16 protein-coding genes and 3 pseudogenes are annotated in these 18026 nt (G+C 69.9%); 15 read left to right on the forward strand and 4 right to left on the reverse strand.

The genetic code is table 11. From position 1 onward, the window contains the following. Window positions 1-84 precede the first annotated feature (84 nt). A complete protein-coding gene (locus ABZ883_RS35460) occupies window positions 85-1440 on the reverse strand; it encodes a DUF2637 domain-containing protein (protein ID WP_360913786.1) in 1356 nt (451 codons plus the stop codon). 448 nt (window positions 1441-1888) lie between these two features. On the opposite strand from ABZ883_RS35460, the gene ABZ883_RS35465 reads away from it, so the two are divergent. The 7 genes and pseudogenes from ABZ883_RS35465 to ABZ883_RS35495 all read left to right on the forward strand — a co-directional run bounded on the left by ABZ883_RS35465 (window position 1889) and on the right by ABZ883_RS35495 (window position 7468). Next, a complete protein-coding gene (locus tag ABZ883_RS35465) occupies window positions 1889-2191 on the forward strand; it encodes a hypothetical protein (protein ID WP_360913708.1) in 303 nt (100 codons plus the stop codon). After that, complete coding sequence (locus ABZ883_RS35470) at window positions 2188-2568, forward strand: fic family toxin-antitoxin system, toxin component (RefSeq protein WP_360913710.1); 381 nt, start codon at window positions 2188-2190, stop codon at window positions 2566-2568. The genes ABZ883_RS35465 and ABZ883_RS35470 overlap by 4 nt, the downstream gene beginning before the upstream one ends. A gap of 385 nt (window positions 2569-2953) precedes the next feature. Further along, on the forward strand, window positions 2954-3616 hold the full coding sequence (locus tag ABZ883_RS35475) for a DUF6233 domain-containing protein (RefSeq protein ID WP_360913788.1): 663 nt from the start codon (window positions 2954-2956) through the stop codon (window positions 3614-3616). 316 nt (window positions 3617-3932) lie between these two features. After that, complete coding sequence (locus tag ABZ883_RS35480; RefSeq protein WP_360913712.1) at window positions 3933-4862, forward strand: hypothetical protein; 930 nt, start codon at window positions 3933-3935, stop codon at window positions 4860-4862. A gap of 48 nt (window positions 4863-4910) precedes the next feature. Beyond that, window positions 4911-5627: a BlaI/MecI/CopY family transcriptional regulator gene (locus ABZ883_RS35485; protein WP_360913714.1), complete on the forward strand. Its 717-nt coding sequence runs from the start codon at window positions 4911-4913 to the stop codon at window positions 5625-5627. A 177-nt stretch (window positions 5628-5804) separates the two neighbouring features. Continuing rightward, window positions 5805-6053: pseudogene (locus ABZ883_RS35490) on the forward strand (metalloregulator ArsR/SmtB family transcription factor); the annotation flags it as partial. 74 nt (window positions 6054-6127) lie between these two features. Continuing rightward, entirely contained in the window at window positions 6128-7468 is a 1341-nt protein-coding gene (locus ABZ883_RS35495; protein ID WP_360913716.1) for an ATP-binding protein, read from the forward strand. A 430-nt stretch (window positions 7469-7898) separates the two neighbouring features. On the opposite strand, the gene ABZ883_RS35500 is transcribed toward ABZ883_RS35495, so the two are convergent. Both ABZ883_RS35500 and ABZ883_RS35505 read right to left on the reverse strand, forming a co-directional pair. Continuing rightward, on the reverse strand, window positions 7899-8129 hold the full coding sequence (locus tag ABZ883_RS35500; RefSeq protein WP_360913718.1) for a DUF397 domain-containing protein: 231 nt from the start codon (window positions 8127-8129) through the stop codon (window positions 7899-7901). A 2-nt stretch (window positions 8130-8131) separates the two neighbouring features. Then, the gene (locus ABZ883_RS35505) at window positions 8132-9007 is read right to left on the reverse strand and encodes a helix-turn-helix transcriptional regulator (RefSeq protein ID WP_360913720.1); all 876 of its coding nucleotides are present in this window, start codon (window positions 9005-9007) and stop codon (window positions 8132-8134) included. Between the two features lie 276 nt (window positions 9008-9283). Between ABZ883_RS35505 and ABZ883_RS35510 the strand changes: the two genes are divergently transcribed. The 8 genes and pseudogenes from ABZ883_RS35510 (at window position 9284) to ABZ883_RS35545 (ending at window position 16755) form a co-directional block, all read left to right on the forward strand. After that, window positions 9284-9769 carry an ATP-binding protein gene (locus ABZ883_RS35510; RefSeq protein ID WP_360913722.1) on the forward strand — a complete coding sequence of 162 codons (486 nt, stop codon included), beginning with the start codon at window positions 9284-9286 and terminating at the stop codon, window positions 9767-9769. A 212-nt stretch (window positions 9770-9981) separates the two neighbouring features. Beyond that, window positions 9982-11296 (forward strand): annotated as a pseudogene (locus tag ABZ883_RS35515) (UDP-N-acetylglucosamine 1-carboxyvinyltransferase). Next, a pseudogene (locus tag ABZ883_RS35520) lies at window positions 11293-12517 on the forward strand (metallophosphoesterase). The pseudogenes ABZ883_RS35515 and ABZ883_RS35520 overlap by 4 nt, the downstream one beginning before the upstream one ends. Then, the gene (gene dcd, locus ABZ883_RS35525; RefSeq protein WP_360913724.1) at window positions 12514-13047 is read left to right on the forward strand and encodes a dCTP deaminase; all 534 of its coding nucleotides are present in this window, start codon (window positions 12514-12516) and stop codon (window positions 13045-13047) included. Before ABZ883_RS35520 ends, dcd begins: the two are co-directional and overlap by 4 nt. After that, window positions 13047-13583, forward strand: a complete 537-nt coding sequence (locus ABZ883_RS35530; protein ID WP_360913725.1) for a deoxycytidine triphosphate deaminase — start codon at window positions 13047-13049, stop codon at window positions 13581-13583. Before dcd ends, ABZ883_RS35530 begins: the two co-directional genes overlap by 1 nt. Then, window positions 13580-14680: a glycosyltransferase family 4 protein gene (locus ABZ883_RS35535; protein WP_360913727.1), complete on the forward strand. Its 1101-nt coding sequence runs from the start codon at window positions 13580-13582 to the stop codon at window positions 14678-14680. Before ABZ883_RS35530 ends, ABZ883_RS35535 begins: the two co-directional genes overlap by 4 nt. 94 nt (window positions 14681-14774) lie before the next feature. Beyond that, complete coding sequence (locus ABZ883_RS35540; RefSeq protein WP_360913729.1) at window positions 14775-15818, forward strand: serine hydrolase domain-containing protein; 1044 nt, start codon at window positions 14775-14777, stop codon at window positions 15816-15818. Window positions 15819-15996: 178 nt separating this feature from the next. Beyond that, on the forward strand, window positions 15997-16755 hold the full coding sequence (locus tag ABZ883_RS35545) for an NUDIX domain-containing protein (protein WP_360913731.1): 759 nt from the start codon (window positions 15997-15999) through the stop codon (window positions 16753-16755). 95 nt (window positions 16756-16850) lie between these two features. On the opposite strand, the gene ABZ883_RS35550 is transcribed toward ABZ883_RS35545, so the two are convergent. Next, window positions 16851-18017, reverse strand: coding sequence for a GNAT family N-acetyltransferase (locus ABZ883_RS35550; protein ID WP_360913733.1), 1167 nt, complete (start codon window positions 18015-18017; stop codon window positions 16851-16853). Window positions 18018-18026 lie beyond the last annotated feature (9 nt).

The raw sequence follows: 18026 nt of genomic DNA on the forward strand, positions 1-18026 counted from the left end.
GTGCTTCCTCCGATGCGTCTCATTTGTGACCCTTGAGTCATTTGTAAGCGACCGGCACCACACCCGCCAAATACGCGCTCGACGCTAGGCGTCGCTCAGCATCTGGTCGGCCGCGAGTGCAGCACGACGGCGCGGGAAGTCTTCCACGAACGGCTGGAGTTTGCCCGGGGTGTAGACGGCCCCGTACTGGGCGACGACGCCGCGGTCGGTCAGCAGCTGCGCGAGCAGGTACTCGTCGGGTGCGACGCCCTCGCGCTCCACGTGGTCGTTCCAGGCGGCGTAGATCCGAAATTCCGGCAGGTAGCGGCGCAGGGTGGAGGGGCTGACGGGGCGGCCGCCGCGTCCGGTCATGCCGCGGACCGCGCAGTAGGCGGACAGTTCCTTGTCGTTGGGTTCCGTGCCTTCGGCCCGCGCATGCTCGTCCCAGACCCGGTAGTAGCGGTCGACCATCGTCAGCTGCCGGACCGGCCCGCCGGCTCTCTCGGCGACGGCCGGCTCTTCGGGCACGGCGGGTTCCACGAGGGCGTCCGTCTCAGTCTCCGGTTCCGGGCTCGGCTCCGGAACGGCGACGGTCACCGTGAGGCGGCGCGTCGGAGTCTCGGTGGCGGCCGCCGTCTGCGCTGGAGCCACGGTGACGTCGGCGTCCGGGGCCGTGGGGTAACGCAACTGCTTCACCACCACCGGGGCGTCGGCCGGGTCGGAGTCGCCTCGTTGCGTGGGGACAGACCCAAGTGCCTTCATGGCCGGCGCCTCCGGGGCGGGGGGCAGTTCGATGCCGGCGGCGGCAAGGCCAGCGGGGCCGGTTTCGGTGAGCGGGATGCCGAAGCGGGTGAGCTGGAGCGGCATGAGGGCGTCGACGGGGGCCTTTCGGCGCCAGGCGCGGCCGTAGCGGGCGCGGAGCCGGGCCTGGTAGATGAGGCGTTCCTGCTCGAGGCGGATGACGTCGTCGTAGGAGCGGAGCTCCCACAGTTTCATGCGGCGCCAGAGCCGGAACGTGGGCGCTGGCGCCAGGAGCCAGCGCGCGAGGCGGACGGACTCCATTTGCTTGTCGGCGGTGATGTCGGCGACCCGGCCGATCGCGTGCCGGGCCGCCTCCACCGAGACCACGAAGAGGACCGGGATGATGCCGTGCATCCCGACGCCGAGCGGGTCCGGCCAGGCCGCCGCGCCGTTGAAGGCGATCGTCGCGGCGGTCAGCAGCCACGCGGTCTGGCGCAGCAGCGGGAACGGGATCCGCAGCCAGGACAGCAGCAGGTCCAGTGCGAGCAGGACCACGATGCCGGCGTCCACCCCGATCGGGAAGATGTTGGCGAACCAGCCGAACCCCTTGGCCAGCGCGAGCTCGCGCACCGCCGCGTACGAGCCCGCGAAACCGATCGCCGCGATGACCACCGCACCGATCACGACCACACCGATCAGGATCCGCTGGGCACGCCCCAGCTGCTCGGTGCCCTGTGCTGCCCCCTCCACGACCGGCGGCCCCTCCTGCATCTCCTGTCACACCCTGCAGCCAGAGCCAACACTCTCACGGCAGGGTGCATGATTCACCTGCTTGGCCTACCAGGAGACCGCTGTGCGGCTTAGACGCCCTGCGGCGAAGCTCAACGCGGGGCACCCCCGTCTGCCGGACGGCGCGCATGGGCGCGCCTCAGGCGTTGTCGGGGCGTGGACCAGGTCCTCTACGCGCCGTACATCGACGACGTAGCTACCGCCTTGACGGAGCTGGCATCACCGCTCGCCCTTGGATGCGGCATCCGGGCCGGTGTGGTGTAGCTGCCTCTCCTGGCGTGCCTGTTCCTGCTGGTACCGGTGATCACGGTCACCTCCCGGGAACGTCTTTGACCGTTCCACTCGCAGAAAAGGTGGCACCGGCGGTACCGTCAGTGCCATGCCTGCCATGAATGTGCCATTCGATGAAGAAGACGAGCTGCGGGCGGTGACCGAAGCGGCCGCCGCCGCAGGCGTCAGCACCCGCCAGTTCATCCGCGACGCCGCCCTGGACCGCGCCCTGGCCAAGCCGCGCGCGTTCCTCGCGGCCGCCCTCGCCGAGCAGGACCGCATCGCCGCGGCGTTCGCCGAGTATGACCCCGAGGACGCCCAGCCCGACCCCGCGCGCCGCGCAGCGGAAGCCGAGGCCGCCGCCGCCCTGGCCGCCATGGACAGCGACACCGCCCACGGGACCGCTGCGTGACCCACCCGGAACCCGAGCTCGCCGAAGTTTCGTGGCTGCTGCAGGTCGCCGAGCACGTCACCGGCGACCCGCAGCTCATCGACCTCGGCCCGCTCTTTGCCGCAGTCAGCCGGCACCGCTCCCGCGCGATGAACCGCGACGTGTACGGCTCGGTGTGGCTCAAGGCTGCGGCGCTCATGGAGACCCTGGCCAGGCTCCCGGCCCTTGAGCACTCCAACCGCCAGTTCGCATGGCTGTCCGCAGTGGCGTTCCTCACGGTGAACGGCTGCACCCTGGACTACCCGCAGAAGGACGCGGTGGCCCTGGTGAACGATGTCGCTCGGGGCGCCACCGCAGTGCAGGCCTCCGCGCTGCAACTCCGCCGCTGGGCGGTGTGAGGCGCGGTAACGTAGCGCACGACGGAGGCCCCCTGGCGGGCTGCCGGTTCATGAGCGGTCGCCGCGATGGCCTCAAACCCGGCTCGGACGGGATCCGACTCGTTCCCGACGATCACCGGGCGATGCGCGCGTTCCTCGACCCGCTACCGGTTGCGGCCCTATACGGGGTGGGCCCCGTACAGGGCCGCGGTTCTGGAGCGGTACGGGCTCCGCACCCTCGGCCAGGTGGCCCGGGTGCCGCTGGAAACCCTGCAGCGCGTTCTGGAGGGACGCGTGCAAGCACGGTTGGTCCACGAGCGGGCCCGGGGCATCGACCCGCGGCCCGTCATCGCGACAGCGCTCCCCCAGAGCATCGGCGTCCAACGGACGCCTGCCACATCTCACCATTCACCCTGACGAGGTGTGTACCGCGATCATCGACGCCGTGGTGGACGTTGCCCAGCAGCTCCGTGAGCGCGGGCAGGTCGCCCGCACACTCACCCTCGGAATCGCTCTCGCCGACAGCAGCATCAGCCGCTCCCGGACACTGCATAAGGCGTCGGCGTACATCGGCGACGTGATGAGTGCCGCCGTAGATCTTTTCCAGCGCATGGCCCTCCAGCGGGCCCGCGTGCGCGAACAGCTCGACTCTGCCGCGCCGTTGTACGGCGACCTGCCTGCCGACCCGCGCCGGCTGAGGGTGATCGAAGTGCATGTCGCCCAGCAGCTCCGGCGCACCGGTGAACAGCTCTACGAGGTGGAGACCGGCGATCGCCCCTGGGCATCGGGGCCCGGTGACAGCTGGCGACTCCAGACGCTGCCCACCGCGGTCAACCGGCCCACGCGGCAGGTCCTGCACCGGGCCGAGTGCTGGATCGACGGCGGAGACACCCTCACCGCGCCCCAAGCCGCGGCCGCCGCTGAGCGGCCGAACGTCCAGCCGTGCCCGCTGTGCCGCCCCACCCCGTCGCCGGGCCCGTTACCGGGTAGCCGCTCCCGCCTTCACAGCCGCATGAGGGCGACAGAGCGTCGTACGAACTTCAGAAATCATTCAGACAATTCGCGGTAGGCGAATTCATATTGCCGCCGGCAACGCTTCGAGCACCTACATACGGCGCCGAGAAGACCGCGACCTCGTGGCGCCGGGTGGGAAGGTGTTTGTCACCGGGACTCTCTGGGACCCTGTGTTGGGGCGACAGCCCGGCTGGCTGTGGCGGGATGACCAGTGCAGGGGTGAAGCCTGCTCGTGAGCTGGCGTCGGCAAGCGCTCGCTCTGCCGAGTCAGCACACGTCACTCGTGTGAGGGACCGACGGCGGCAAGGGCATCTGGCTACGCTGCTGGATGAACTGCGTCTGATGCGCGCACAGCAATGATGGGAGCGTCGGTGGCGTCGCTGGTGACTGAGGACCTCTTCCGGACCATGCTGGCTGAGCGCAGCGGGTTGCCCGCAGACGGCCTGTGGGTACAGGCGCACATGGTGCCGCGTGATTTTGGCGTCTCCTGGCCGCTTACGGTTCCGGAAGCTGATGCTGTGCTGACCAAGCTGCACGATCGCCTGCGCCAGGTACTCCCAATCCCCTTGGCGCACAGCGTGGGTAGCGGTAGTGGAGCCAGCCCAGGCCGCAGGTACACATACCTGGCGGAGATCACCGATCGGTACCAGCGCTGTGATACTCGGAGAATCCTGCAACGCATCCACCAGTGCGGAACAACCCCCCTGCGCCCGGCCTTCGGCAACGAGATCTACGACCCGCGTTCCGAGCGCGGTTGGGGAGCCCGTCCCTCAGCCACCCGCGACAGCGAGGGCAAGCCGAACTGGGCCTGGTGGCAAGGGGTCCGGGAGGCCGGGCCGCGGCCCCTCCACCGGATGCCGGACCCGTACGCGGGCGAGGGCGGGCCGCCCGTCGACCGTGCTCTGACTCTGCGCGGTGACCAGACCTCCTACCGTGAAGCACTGACGGTGGCGGTACGTGAGGACCCACGACAGATCGACTGCTGGGCACACCTCGGCAGTAATGCATTCGACCGTGCCGACACGGAAAAGGAAGCACTCTCCGACGCCTTGGGTTACTACCAGACGGCCGTCGCGGTGGCCGAACTGTCGTTGCCTGGAGCATTCACAGGCGTCCTGGCGTGGAGCGATCTGGACAACAGGCCTTTCCACCGGGCCATGCACGGACTTGGACTGACGTGGTGGCGACTGGGCGAGATGGAAAAGGCCGCAGCAGTCTTCCGAAACAGTCTGTGGACCAACCCGGACGACAACCAGGGCATTCGCTACCTGATCGGCCAGGTACAGGCAGGTGTGCTGTGACATCGAGCGGACCTGGACTGAGTCAATACAGCTCGCCACCATGCTGCCGTGAGTAGCATCCGGCAGCACACCCAGCACAAGGAGAGCGAGCCGTACATGCCCTCGGACATCCCCACCACGCCCCTGAAGGACGCCCCGACCATCCAGGTGGAGTACATCCGCCGCCTGGACGACGACCTTGCCCGCAACAGCACAGCCCAGGCTGAAGCCCAAGACGCCATTCAGAGCTGGCAGGAACGGCTCGCCGAGTTGGAGCAGGAGGCGGCCTGGCTCCTCGGCCTCAAAAGCACGGTGGCCGGCCAGCCCACCAGCCCAGACACCCGACAGAGCATCGACACAATGCCCGCCGCATCATCCAACACGGCGACAGCTGCGGAAGGTGCCGCGGAGCAGGCGGTCCCAGCCCCCCGTAGGGCTCGCGGCCCCCGAAGCAACGGCACAGAAAAGAAGGCCACTACGGCCAGGCGCCCAGCAGCGCGAAAGCCGCGGACCACGGCGTCCGGCGCTCCCACATTGAACACTCTGGTCCTTGAAGTACTACAGCAGCATCACCAGCCTCGCACCGCAGCGGAAGTCACGGCCGAACTCGCCGAGGCTCACCCGGAGCGCAAGGCAGGTAACCCCGTGGTTCGCAACTCCCTGGAGCAGTTGGTGGCCAAGAGCCGCGTGGCGCGGACTCGCCAAGGCAGGGCTGTCTTCTACACAGCGGCCGACGAGTCCGAGGCCGCTGGGGGTGGTGCTGCCGAGGCCGTAACCACCGAATAGTGTTCAGGACTGCCACGGCAGCTTTGGCGTGGTCTACCTCATGCCGTCCTGTCGGCGCGGCCGGATCGCCTGTCTGGTCTGAGGCCACGCCGACAGTCGCGCGGCGACCGGCGGCTTGTCCTTCGTTCTCGAGCGCGATGAGCCCGAACCCATTGCAGTGCAAGATGCTCGATCCTGATGTTCAAGGCCCTGTCCGACCCGGTGCGGCGGCGCCTGTTCTCCACGATCGCCTCGCCCCCAGGAGGGGAGGCGTGCGTGTGCGACATCCAGGACGCCGGCGTCTCCCAGCCGACCGTCTCCCACCACCTGAAGAAGCTCCGCGAAGCGGGCCCGCCGGCCTCCGATCGGCGCGGGACGTGGCTGTACTACACCGTTGCTCCGACAGTGGTGGCGGGCATGGCGGCGATGCCGGAGCTGCACAGCTGAGCTCAGGTACCGCGGCGGCGGGAGCGCTCCTCAATTCGTAGGCGCCGCTGACCTGTTCGGGCTACGGTCGGAGAATGTTCGATGCCCGTCTACGGACTCTGCTCGGCGCTGCTCCCGGTGAGGCCACTTGGGGCGACTATCAGAGGCTGCTGCGGAACCCAGCCGCGGCGGAGAGCGCGGACCTAGAGTACAAGCGCCAGCAGTACGAGAAGAAGCCGGAGTGGCAGGCCGAGCTGGCCAAGGACGTCGCCGCCCTGGCCAACGCATCCGGCGGCACATTGATCCTCGGTCTGGAAGAGGACCGCGCCACCTCCATTCCAGTCAAGGCGAATCCGGAGCTGCTGACCGACCAGGTCCGCAAGAACTACCGCGAGGCGCTGGCATACCGGCTGGACCCGCAGGTGGAGTGCGACATCCACTTCATCGCCCAGGACCCGACCGACCCCGCGCCGACCGGACTGGTGGTGATCTCGGTGCCGCCCAGCGCCCGCGGCCCGCACGCCGTCATCGGTGTGAAGGACGCCCGCGACGGCGCCCTGCGCTTCCCCTACCGCAACGACAACAACGTGACCTTCATGAACCTCACCCAGGTCAAACGCGCGATCGCCGCCTCGGTTAGCCTGGCCGCCGGCCGCCACGACGTCCTTCACGCCGCCCACCAGGCCGTCGTCACCGACGGCCGTGGCCGGCCCGGGCCCAACCTCCTGCTGACCCTCACTCCCGACCTGCCCGGTACCTTCCCCATCGATGCAGCCGCGTTCCACGCCTTCCGCCGCGACCTAGCGGACGCCGAACTGCCCTTCTTCGGCCGCGAGGTGTTCCGGTCCTTCGGCGTGGGACCGCGCCGCTTCATCGCCTCCACCGGAGACTCCCGCAGCCGCCACGTCGCGCACTTCCACGCCGACGGCACCGCAGCGTGGGCCACCGAAGGCCCGCAGGTCGCCGCCTTCGGCGCCAGCGACACCGCTCTGCCGGAGCACGCCAGAAGCTGGCACAGCGACCACGTGGTGATGAACGTCCTGGCCATCCTGCAGTACCTGGCCTGCCACGCCGCCACCCGCGCAGCCGCCGCCGGCACCGCGACCGCCCGCCTGACCCTGGACGTCGGCAATCAGCCGGCCTGCGGGATCGCCAGCGACCGCGGCAGCAGCGCCCACATCGTCTTCAGCGACACCGAGCGGCAACTGGCCACCGGCCAGGCAGGAATCCTCCTGCAGGCAGCGGATGACGCAAGCCTCCTCGTGCAGGCCGCCGCCTCCCTGCTGGCCGACTGCTACCAGCACTTCGGCATCGTGGAAGCCGAACAGCTCACCCACGACGGCCAGATCAACCTGCCCGCCTGGGGCCGCCGCTACCACGACACCATCACAGCCTGGGCCAAGAACACCGGCGTCGAGGTCCTCACCGGCCCCTGACCACGCCGCGGCGCCGCTAATTCGTGCCGTTGCGCTTCAGGAACGCTTGAGGTGTGCCCGATTCAGCATCCACGAACGTGATGTCATCCGGCTGGGCCGCGGCGTGTCGATATCGGCGACGCACCCGGAGGGAATCCGTGGGCGGCCCGAGGCAGTGGCAAGCATCGGTTCGGGGAGCGTCCAGACCACATCTGACACATACCACCTGGTTTGTTCCGTATTGGGCCAGAGGCCATCGGGTGGCGGTGCCCACGGAGGTACCGGCCGAGATCCCGTGCCGTCAGCCGCCCGAAGAACACCCCCGGCTTCGCACCAGCCAGAGAGTCGGCCGGGACGACAGTCTGGGATGATGACGGCGGCGGCCGACCCCACTAACGCTGGGGCCGGCCGCCGTTTCGTTGATCGGCCGCGAAGGCGGCCGGTGGTGCTGTCAGACTAGGTGGTCGAAAGCCCCGGCCTTCGCTCCCGAGAGCATGGCCCGGATTTCGTCGCGGGTGTAGACCAGTGCGGTTTGCTCGGGGCGCTTGGAGTCGCGGATCGCGACGAACTCGCCGATCACGCCGAACTCCACGCAGTTGTCGTTGCCCCCGCTGAACGGGCTCTTCTCCCACACGACGCCGGAGAAGTCCAGCTCAGCTGGATCGGGCTTGGTGGTGCTCACTCTTACAGCTCCTTGAGGATTCTGTTGATCTGACTGCGGGTCTCGGGCGGTCCGAGAGCACGGGCCCGCAGGTGGTCGAAGACCTCGGTGTACCGCTCCACATCCTCGGATTCCTCGAAGTACACCGAGTTGGTCAGATTCTCCACCCACACCACGTCCGGGTTCGGCTCGGGGAATCCCATGAGCATGAACGACCCGTACAGGCCGGGGTGGAAGCCGGCGGCGAACGGGAGGAGCTGGACCGTGATGTTCGTGCGCGGCTCGACCTCCAGAAGGTGCTCCAGCTGCCCCCTCAGTACGGCCGGGGTGCCCTCGACGCGGCGGATCGCGCCCTCGTCGATCACCGCCCACAGCTTCGGCGGGTCCTCTTGGCCCAGCACCTTTTCCTGGCGCTCCATCCGCACCTTGACCAGCGCGTCCACCTGCTTCGACGTCAGATCCACCCGCATCTCGGTGATGACCTGACGCGCGTAGTCCGAGGTCTGCAGCAGCCCCGGCAGCAGCTGCGGCTCGTAGGAACGAAAGCTCGTCGCGCTGGACTCGAGGGCCAGGTAGCCGCCGTACTGGGTGGTGTTGATGACCGCCGAGTACTTGCGCCACCACTGCTGACGCTGGGCCTGGTCCGCGCGGACCAGGTCAAGGATGTCCTCGCGCACGACGGGATCGCTCACCCCGTAGCAGTCCAGCATCGCCTTTACCAGCAGCGGAGTGGTCCCCCGGTCGCCGCTCTCGATCCGGCTGAGCGAGCCCTGGTTGACCTCGATCGCCGCAGCGACCTCGGCCATCGTCAGATCTGCCTTCTCCCTCAACTCCTTCAGCTTCGCCGACAGTTGACGGCGGTACACCGACTTGAGCGCGGGACTCCTCTTCGACGCCATGCGCTCAGTGTGTCCGCCTCCACCGCCGCAGGACAACCAATCCGAGGAATCTAGCCGGGACATGTTGTCCAACCCGTATGCCTAGGGGCATGCTGTCCCTCGGTAGCGATGTGTGACGGGTTCACTGCACTTCGTGTCATATGCCGCTGCCTTGCGCCGACTGCCGGGGGTTCCGCCGCCCCGGACGGCCGACGTGCCTGCCGACCCAATTCCGCGGGCCGGCCCGGGATGTCCCCCGGACCGGTGGGCCGCTCTTGCCACTGGGGAGCACACGCCATGCACGCTGCACATCCCGGCCCCGCCGACCTCGCTGCACCGCAGGTGGCCGCGTGCGGGTTCTACCTGGCCGTACGGCCGGGCGGGTTCGTCCTGCACATGAACGCCAGCGCCGAGCACATGCGGCAGATGCGGGCGCACGTGTTCGCGGCGGTCACCGGAACCGGTGCCGATGAGCTGGTCGCCGAGGCGGCCCGGCTGGTGGCCAGCGAGCTGGTGAGCAACGCGGTGCGGCTGTGCGGGCCGTGGACACCGGTGATCGTGCAGATCATCAGCAAGCCCGACCAAGTCCAGGTCCAGGTGCACGATCCGGAGCCGACCGTGCTGCCCGACCGCAGTCCCGAACCCCCGGACAACGAGGAGCTGGAGTCCGGCCGGGGCCTGTGGATTTTGGACTCTCTTGCGCCTGGCTGGACGGTGGAGTCCACCGCAGTCGGCAAGCAGATCACCGCCACGCTGCCGTGCGGGGAGTTCGCGGCAGCCTGACCTCTGATTCTTCCGGCTCGGGATGCCGCCACCCCTTCGGGCGAGCGTCCCGGTCCGGGCCGCGCGAAGCACCCCCGGTGGGTGCTTCGCGCGGCGGGCACCGCCTCCCCCCTTCTGGCGGTGCCCCTCGTGGTCCGGCCGCTGCCGTCGGCGGCCGGGCCGCCCCCGATCGACACCGCACCGCCGCCCGCAACGACACCTGGAGGCCCGACATGACGCCTGCCCTCACCCCGCCGGCCAGTCCCACCATCTGGGTCCGCCCCGGTCCGCCGCTGGCCGGCCTGGTCCGCGTGGACGGATCGAAGAACGCCGCGCTGCCGCTGCTGGCCGCCGCCGCGGCCACCCGCCGCACGGTCCACCTGGACAACGTGCCCGCGATCCGGGACGTCGAGGCGATGCTGACGCTGATCCAGCGCTCGGGCTACCACGTGGCCCGCCCGGCCGGCGATCCGTCCGGCGTGGCCCTGGTGCCCGTCTCCGACCCTCTTCCCGTGCCCGACCTTCCCGAGGCCGCCACTATCCGGGCGTCCTACTACCTGGTGCCCGCCCTGCTCGCCTCGTGCGGGCAGGCTGTCCTGCCCTGGCCCGGGGGCTGCCAGATCGGCGAGCGGGGCATGGACCAGCACTTCAAGGTGTATGCGGGGTTCGGCGACAAGGTCGAGGTTGACGCCGGCGGATATCGGATCACCGCCGCCGAGCACGGACCGCGCGAGGTGTTGATCGACCTGCCCTTCCGTTCCCGGGGCGCGAGCGTGGCGGCTGTGCTCCGCGCGGTCGTCGGCGGCCACCGCCTGCTGCTGGGCAACCCCAACCACTCCCCGGAGTTCACCGGCATGTTGGCCGCGCTGCGGCAGGCCGGGTTCCGGATCGAGGTGGGCGCCGACACGCTGACCGTCCAGCCGCTGAGCCGGGCCGAGGAGACCTCGCTGCACTGGTCGGTGCCCGGCGACAAGATCGAGGCCGGCACGCTCGCCTGCGCTATCGCCGCCACCGGCGGGACCGGTCGGATCGAAGGGGTCCAGGGCGAGGACGTCGCGGTGGTGGTCGAGGCCCTGAACTGGTTGGGCATCTCGGCGACGTTCGAGCCCGACGCGCTGGAAGTGCACGACTCCGCCCACCCGAGCGGCCAGCCCCTGCGGGCGGTTGCCTCACTCACCCCCGATGGCCTGGACGCCGACTTCGAGCCCGCGCTGCTGGCCCTCGCGCTCGGCTTGCCCGGCACCCACCTGTTCGCGGACTCCATCAACCCCGGCCGGCACGGCAACCTGCTGCCCCAGCTCGCCCGCCTGGGTGCCAGCATCGAAGAACTCTCGCCCACTCAGTGCCGACTGACCGGACCGCAGCGGCTGACCGGCGCCGCGGTCGAGGCCACCGACATCCGCACCGGCTCCGCGCTGCTGGTCGCCGCCCTCACGGCGCGCGGCACCACCACCGTCACCGGCCTTGGCCAGCGGCAGGCGCGGGCACGCCGACCTGCCGGGCAAGCTCCGCGCGCTGGGCGCCGAGATCAGCGAGGTAGCGCCGTGACGCGCGTACTGGAGCGGATCACCGCCACCACCGACGTGCACTCCCAGCTCGGCGATGCGGCCGGCCTGCTCGCCCACCTCCACCGCGAGCGGGACACCTCGCTGGTGGTGGACTGCGGGGACTTCTTCGAGGGCACCGGCTACTACCGGCTCGGCGGCGGGAACATCGAATACTCCATCCTGACCTCGCTCTACGACGTCCTGGCCCCCGGCAACCACGGCTGGAACCACCACTTCGCCCCGGGCCTGCACGAGCTGACGGTGTGCGCCAACGCCGTCGATGCCGCAAGCGGCAGACCACTGTTCCGCAGCCTTCACCTGGCCCAGATCGGCGGCCGGAACGTCGCGGTCACCGCCGTGATCGGCCCGCAGGCGTTCCACGCCATTCCCGCCGCCGACCGCGCCGGGCACCGCGTCACCGACCCGGCCCGCGCGCTGAGGCAGCTGCTGCTCGAACACCACCACGAGGTCGACGCATGGGTGCTGCTGTCGCACTCCGGCTTCGCGGAGGACCTGAAGCTGGCGGATGCCTGCCCGTTCCTGGACATCGTCTTCGCCGGGCACTGCCACAGCGACCGCCACGCCCCCGAGGCGGTCGGCAACACCCTGGTCGTCAAGGGGCCCGAACTCGCCGCCGGGTACGCGATCGCCGAACCGGTCGGCCACGGCTGGGCCGCCCACACCTGCCGCTTCCCCCACGCAGCTGCCCTGCCCGCCGCTCTGAACCCGATCGGCACCCGCATCGACGCCCTGCGCGGACAGCTGACCGCCCCGCTGGGCCGCATCAACCCGCGGTGGCGGCACCAGGTGCCCGACCGCCGCGAGCTGCTGGCCGAGGTCGCCGCCCGCCTGCGCACCGGTCTAGGCGCCGACGCCGTGATCCTCAACGAGACAGCGGTGCGACCCGTGCCGCTGGGCGAGGCCCTGACCCTGCAAGACCTGCTGGCCATCGAACCCTTCGGCAACCAACTGGTCCACGCCCCCGTGCCAGGCGCCGCCGACGTGACCGGCCTGCTGGCCCACCTCACCGAGCGGGCCGGACCCCTGAGTCCTGGCCCCCAACCCGCTTCCAGCCGGCTTTCGCACCGTGCTGACCACCGGCTACCTGGCCGAGACAGTCTCAGGCGGCCACGTGCACACCGCCGGACTTCAGCTCGGCCAGGCCCTGCGGCACGTCCTGTCCGACCCCGGACCCGGCACTGAGGAAGGAGAGCCGAAGTGATCCTCACCGGTCCCGAGATCACCGCCGCCGTCCGCGACGGCCGCCTGCGGATCGCCCCGTTCGAGTCGGGCCAGGTTAACCCCAACAGCTACAACGTTCGCCTGGGGCCTACCCTGCTGACCTACACCGAGCCGGTCATCGACGCACACCGGCCCAACCCGACCACCGCCGTCCAGATCGGCCCCGAGGGCTACGTACTCCAGCCCGGCGAGCTCTACCTGGGTCACACCCTGGAGGAGGTCGGCTCCGACACCTTCGTGCCGCTGCTGTTCGGCCGCTCCTCGGTCGGGCGCCTGGGACTTTTCGTCGAGATCACCGCCCCGATCGGCGACATCGGATTCCACGGTCAGTGGACCTTGATGCTCAACCCGGTCCGCCCGCTGCGGGTCTACTCGGGGATGAAGATCGGGCAGATCATGTTCTTCGTCTCCGTCGGCCCGGTCGACCTCTACGCGGGCAAGTATCAGGCCTCGCTCGGCCCGCAGCCCTCCGGGTTCTGGCGCGACGCCGCGGCCGGGGCGGTGGCCTGATGATCCTCACCGGCCCCGCGATCGCCGCCGCCGTGGCCACCGGCGAGATCGCCTTCGACCCCTTCGACCCCGTCCGGCTGTCCCCGAACGCCTACGACTGGCGCCTGGGCGAGACATTACGCATCTGCGACGGCGACCTGGACTCCGCCTCGCCCACCCCCTTCGCCGAGACTTCCATCCCCGACGGAGGCCTGGTCCTCGAGCCAGGTTTGCTCTACCTGGGGGTGACGCTGGAGCGGACCGGCTCAGAGCGATACGCGCAGCTGCTCAACGGCGACCGCACCACTGGCGCGATGGGCATCTGGGTCCACGTCTCGGCCCCGCTGGGACACGCCGGCCACGCGATCCGCTGGACGCTGGAGATTCGTGCCGCCAGGCCCGCGAGGGTCTACCCGGGGATGACCTTCGGCAAGCTGGTCTTCCTGCAGACCTTCGGTGCCTCCGCCAGCTACCAGCAACTCGGCACCAAGTACACGGCCACCGACGGCATCGACATCTCCCGCCTCTACGAGGAGATCCCCGGAGGCAGAGCATGAGCACCCCGCTGGTGGCGACCTTCCTCGACCTGCCCGCAGGCAGCCCCGGCGGCAGCGTCGAACTCTTCCTCGACCTGTACACCGGCCCCAACCCGCTCATCCCCGCCCGCGCCTTCATGCTCCAGCCCACCGGGCACCGGCCCACGCTCCCAGCCGGGCTGGACCTGCTGGCCGTTGGCGGGAAGTGCCTGGACGGGCCCGCGTTCCGCCGCTACGTCACCGCCCTCCGCCAGGCCCTGACCGCCGCTCTGGACCCGGCCTCCATCGGCGTCCTCCACCTCCAGCACCTCGCCTTCGGCGCCACCCCGGCCCTGCTGCAGGCCCTGCCCCAGCACCCACGGGTCGCCCTGGTCCACGGCACCGACCTGCTCTTCGCCGAACGGCACCGCGACCAGCTGCAGATTCTGTGCGAGACCGCCCGCTTCGCCGACGCCATCGTGGTTCCCACCGGCGCGATGGCCGACCGGCTGCTGCGGCTTGCACCGCAGACCGACCGCCGCAAGATCACCCACATCCCGTGGGGCATTCCCGACCACCTCCTGACCACACCGCCCGCCCGGCCCCCGCACCGCCCCGGCCAGATTCTGAGGCTGCTGTACGCCGGACGGCTGACCGCCGAAAAGGGCGGCGAACACCTCGCCAAGGCACTGTCCGCCGTCCCAGGGATCGAACTGAGCATCGCCGCCCCACGCCACGAATTCCACGCCCTGGCCCCGCTGCTCAAACGCCTGGGACTCCACGCCCGCTACCTCGGCTGGCTCGACAGGCCCCAGCTGTGGAAGGCGTTCGCCGACCACGACGCGCTGGTCATGCCGTCCACCACGCTGGAGGCCATGGGCCTGGTCGCCCTCGAAGCCCAGGCCCGCGACCTGGCGGTGCTCTACCAACCAGTCCCCGGCCTGACCGACACGCTCGGCGCCTCGGCCCTGGCCACCGACTTCACCAACCCCCAAGCCGTAGCCCGCGACCTGGCCCGGCTGAAGTCCTCGCCCAGCCTGCTGCTTGCTTTGCGCACAGTCGGCCGCGACAACGCGGCCCGCTACCCGCTCAGCGCCACCGCGACCGCGCTGACCGACCTGGGCAAGCAGCTCTGCTGACTCCTCCGGGCCCCGCGCCGCAACCCCTCCCGCCACCATCGCTTCACTACGCTGGCCGGGCGGGCCATGCCATCCACGAAGATTCGGGGAAACGATGACAGCCACCACCGATCGCATCCACCAACTGCTGGAAGGCGGTGTCCGCGACAAGACATATCCTGGTGCCGTCTGGGCCCGCGGCGACGCCACCGGCACCCTGGCCAGCGGCACCGTCGGCAGCCTGGACCCCGACCGGCCCGACCAGGCAATGCGGCCGGACACCGTCTTCGACGTCGCCTCCCTCACCAAGATCCTCGCCGTGTGGTCGTCCATCGGCGCCCTGTGGACCGACGGCACGCTGCCCCTCGACGAACCCCTCAGCGGCTTCTGGCCCGAGGTACACGGCCACCCCCTGGGCCAGGTCACCACCCGCAACCTGCTCACCCACACCGCCGGCGTCCCCCTGCGCGCCCAGCTGAAAAACCGGTACGGCACCGACCCGGCCGCCATCCGCACGGGCGTGCTCCACGAGGCCCTGCACCGGCCGCCCGGCGAAGCCGTCGAGTACACCGACCGCGCCGCCCTCATCCTCGGCTACCTCGCCGAACACCTCTCCGGCCAGCAACTCGACCAACTCGCCCAGACCCGGACCTGGGCACCGCTCGGCATGACCGGCACCCGCTTCGGCCCGCTCCCCGCCGACCTCGCGGCCCGATGCGCCCCCACCGAGCTCGACCCGGACACCGGCGCCCATCTCCAGGGCACCGCACACGACTTCTCCACCCGCCTCCTGGGCGGCGTGTGCGGCATCGCCGGCGCCTTCTCACTCCTGGACGACCTCGCCGTCTTCCTGCGCTACCTCCTCGACCCCACAACCGCCACCCGCCGCCCCGGCTTCGGCCCCGAGTGGACCGAGGAGTCCCTGACCGTGCAGACCGGTTCCCTGGAACCCGTCCGCGGCCTGTTCTGGCACCCGGCCCCCGGCACCGACCCCACCGAGCGGACCTGGGTGCACTACGGCTTCACCGGCACCGGCATGTGGATCTCCCCCAAGCTGGGGACCTGGGCCGTGCTGCTGACCAACAAGCTGTACTTCAACCGCGACCGCGAACCCCTCACCAACATCCGCAACAGCTTCCGCCAACTCACCATCGGCTGAACACACTCGGGGCGAACTCCGAGCCGGGCCGTTGAGTCGTCCTCGCTGGGCCGATGCGTCTGGACCGTGGGAGTCGAATCAAGAAGCCAATGGCCATGGAGGGGCAGTGAAATACGATCCTCATCCCGATTGGCGAATGATGAAAAGGAATCGGTTCGTTGGCCCTAGGATGAGCCGGGTGACAGAGCCTCAGGTGCAAGACACCGGCCTTGACTTCCTTGACGTTCGAAACCTCCGCCTGATTCAGGGCGCGGCACCGGTCTTGTCGCCGGAGCACCAAGTGGCCCGGGACCGGGTCTGGGATGCCGCGCTGGCGGGCAATCCTGATCTGTTCGACGGTCCCGTAGTGGCGTGTGCCGGGCTGGAGTGGGACGGCCCGGGTCGGCTCGTCCTGTCGTGGGCGCAGGTGACATACCGGCACTACGCCCTGCGTCGCGTGCCGGGCGTCAGTGCTCTTCCGTCGCTGTTCGTGAATGTGGTGCAGCCCACCGACGACGGCCGGGTCATGGCGGCGCGGATGTCCGCTTCGACGGCTGCTCCCGGTCGCTGGCAGCTGCCTGGTGGCTCGGTGGAGCCGCCGCAGGGTGACGAGGTCCTCGATGAGGCCGGGCTGCGACGTAATGCGGCGCGCGAACTCGTGGAAGAAACAGGCCTGGACACGGGTGCCGAGGACTTGCAGATGTGGGCCGTCACGCGTGGTGAGAACGGCAGCATCGGTGTGGTCTATCTCGCGCCGCCTCGGCCCGAGTCCGTGGTGCGCGAGCGGTTCGAGGCCGTTGCGGCCGCGGAGCGGGCGCAGGGTCGGGAACCGGAGCTGGACGGGATCGCGCTGGTGCGATCGGCGGCGGAGGTCGCGGAATTGTCAGGCCCCCATGCGGACTACCTGACGCCGATCGTAGAGCGCTACAGCGAGACCCTGCTCCGTCGCGGCATCTGACGCAACGCTCCCGGGAGCGTTGCGTCCCGGTGGTGTGGAGCCAGGCCGGCCGGTGGCCACGTGTCCGTGCCGGCCTGGCTACCGCCCGAGGCGATTCAGAAGTGGTCCGGCAGCCAGGGCTCGTGGTCGGTCGTCGCCTGGATGAGTGTGGTCAGCGTCTTGACGTGCTCGGTGAGTACGCCGCTCATCTGGGCCGCGGTTACGGTGCGGTATCCGCCGGCGTACCAGACGGCCAGCTGGCGCCGGGTCAGGGTGACTTGACTGCTGGCTGCCGTGGGAGTGAGATCGGCCTTGCCGCCCGCGATCTGCAGCAGGTAGCGGTCGATGCCGTCGCCGGTGGAGTTTTCGATGGCGATGGGCAGTGTGGCGTCGAGGTCGGGGGGCCAGCCGCGTGCGCTGATGGCCGCGGGGACGTCGAGGATGCGGAGCATCCAGGGGTGCCAGGCCTGTGCCTGCACGCGGTGGCGGTGCAGGTGGTGCAGGAGTGTGGGGAGCGGTGGCAGGGCGCCGCGGCGGAATTCGATGGTCTCGGCTCGGGTGTTGTGGCGGCCGAGGAAGGCGAGCAGGGCTGCCGTCGTATCCGGGTCGGTGGCCCAGAAGTCGTGGACCGTGAGGTTCATGCCGTGACGTTCGCGGCGGTTCATGGCCAGGGACAGCACGCCGGCCAGGCGTCCGGGGGCGTGGAAGCGGTAGGTCGTCAGGTTGCCCTTGGAGTCCTTCCACGGCGCCCACCAGGCCGGGCGCTGCACGGGTCCGTTCCACTGCCGGGCCAGGTCCCGCTGCAGGTCTTCGATCTCGGGGGTGTGGCCGTACTCGATGTCGAGGCCGGTGTCGGTGAAGGACTGCTTGAGGTCGTCGGCGGTCACCGTCCACGCGAAGACGGGAGCGGGGGCTTCCCAGCCCATCCGGCGGGCGTAGCCGTTGGAGGAGGTGGAGATCGTGGAGATGACGGCGCCTTGTTCCTGCAAGGGACGCAGTCGGGCGGCGGTCATGCGGGTGGCCAGGTGTTCGCCGCGTTCTTCGGGTGCGACGCAGCCGGCGGCGAGGCAGGCGCTGGGTACCGGCTGGCCGCCGAAGAACTGGTCGACCAGGAGGCCGAGGCCTCCGGCGACGACACGTCCGTCGCGGGTGGCGACCTGAAGGTCGGCGTGGTGGCGCAGGTGGGTGATGTCGTTGACGGTGTGGCCGTAGCTGCGGGTGGCGAGCTGGTCGTACTGCTGCCACAAGTCGTCGTCAGCCGCGGTGAAGGACAGTTCGCCCATCGTCTGCTC

Origin of the sequence: Streptomyces sp. NPDC046977 (genome assembly GCF_040644455.1) — a bacterium.
In the GTDB taxonomy this organism is placed as follows: domain Bacteria; phylum Actinomycetota; class Actinomycetes; order Streptomycetales; family Streptomycetaceae; genus Actinacidiphila.

What these genes read in the sequence shown, in the direction of transcription:
- ABZ883_RS35465 (WP_360913708.1), top strand. Translation starts at nt 1,889, where the DNA reads ATGCCTGCCATGAATGTGCCATTCGATGAAGAAGACGAGCTGCGGGCG.
- ABZ883_RS35495 (WP_360913716.1), top strand. Translation starts at nt 6,128, where the DNA reads ATGTTCGATGCCCGTCTACGGACTCTGCTCGGCGCTGCTCCCGGTGAG.
- ABZ883_RS35505 (WP_360913720.1), bottom strand. Translation starts at nt 9,007, where the DNA reads ATGGCGTCGAAGAGGAGTCCCGCGCTCAAGTCGGTGTACCGCCGTCAA.
- ABZ883_RS35510 (WP_360913722.1), top strand. Translation starts at nt 9,284, where the DNA reads ATGCACGCTGCACATCCCGGCCCCGCCGACCTCGCTGCACCGCAGGTG.
- ABZ883_RS35530 (WP_360913725.1), top strand. Translation starts at nt 13,047, where the DNA reads ATGATCCTCACCGGCCCCGCGATCGCCGCCGCCGTGGCCACCGGCGAG.
- ABZ883_RS35535 (WP_360913727.1), top strand. Translation starts at nt 13,580, where the DNA reads ATGAGCACCCCGCTGGTGGCGACCTTCCTCGACCTGCCCGCAGGCAGC.
- ABZ883_RS35540 (WP_360913729.1), top strand. Translation starts at nt 14,775, where the DNA reads ATGACAGCCACCACCGATCGCATCCACCAACTGCTGGAAGGCGGTGTC.
- ABZ883_RS35550 (WP_360913733.1), bottom strand. Translation starts at nt 18,017, where the DNA reads ATGGGCGAACTGTCCTTCACCGCGGCTGACGACGACTTGTGGCAGCAG.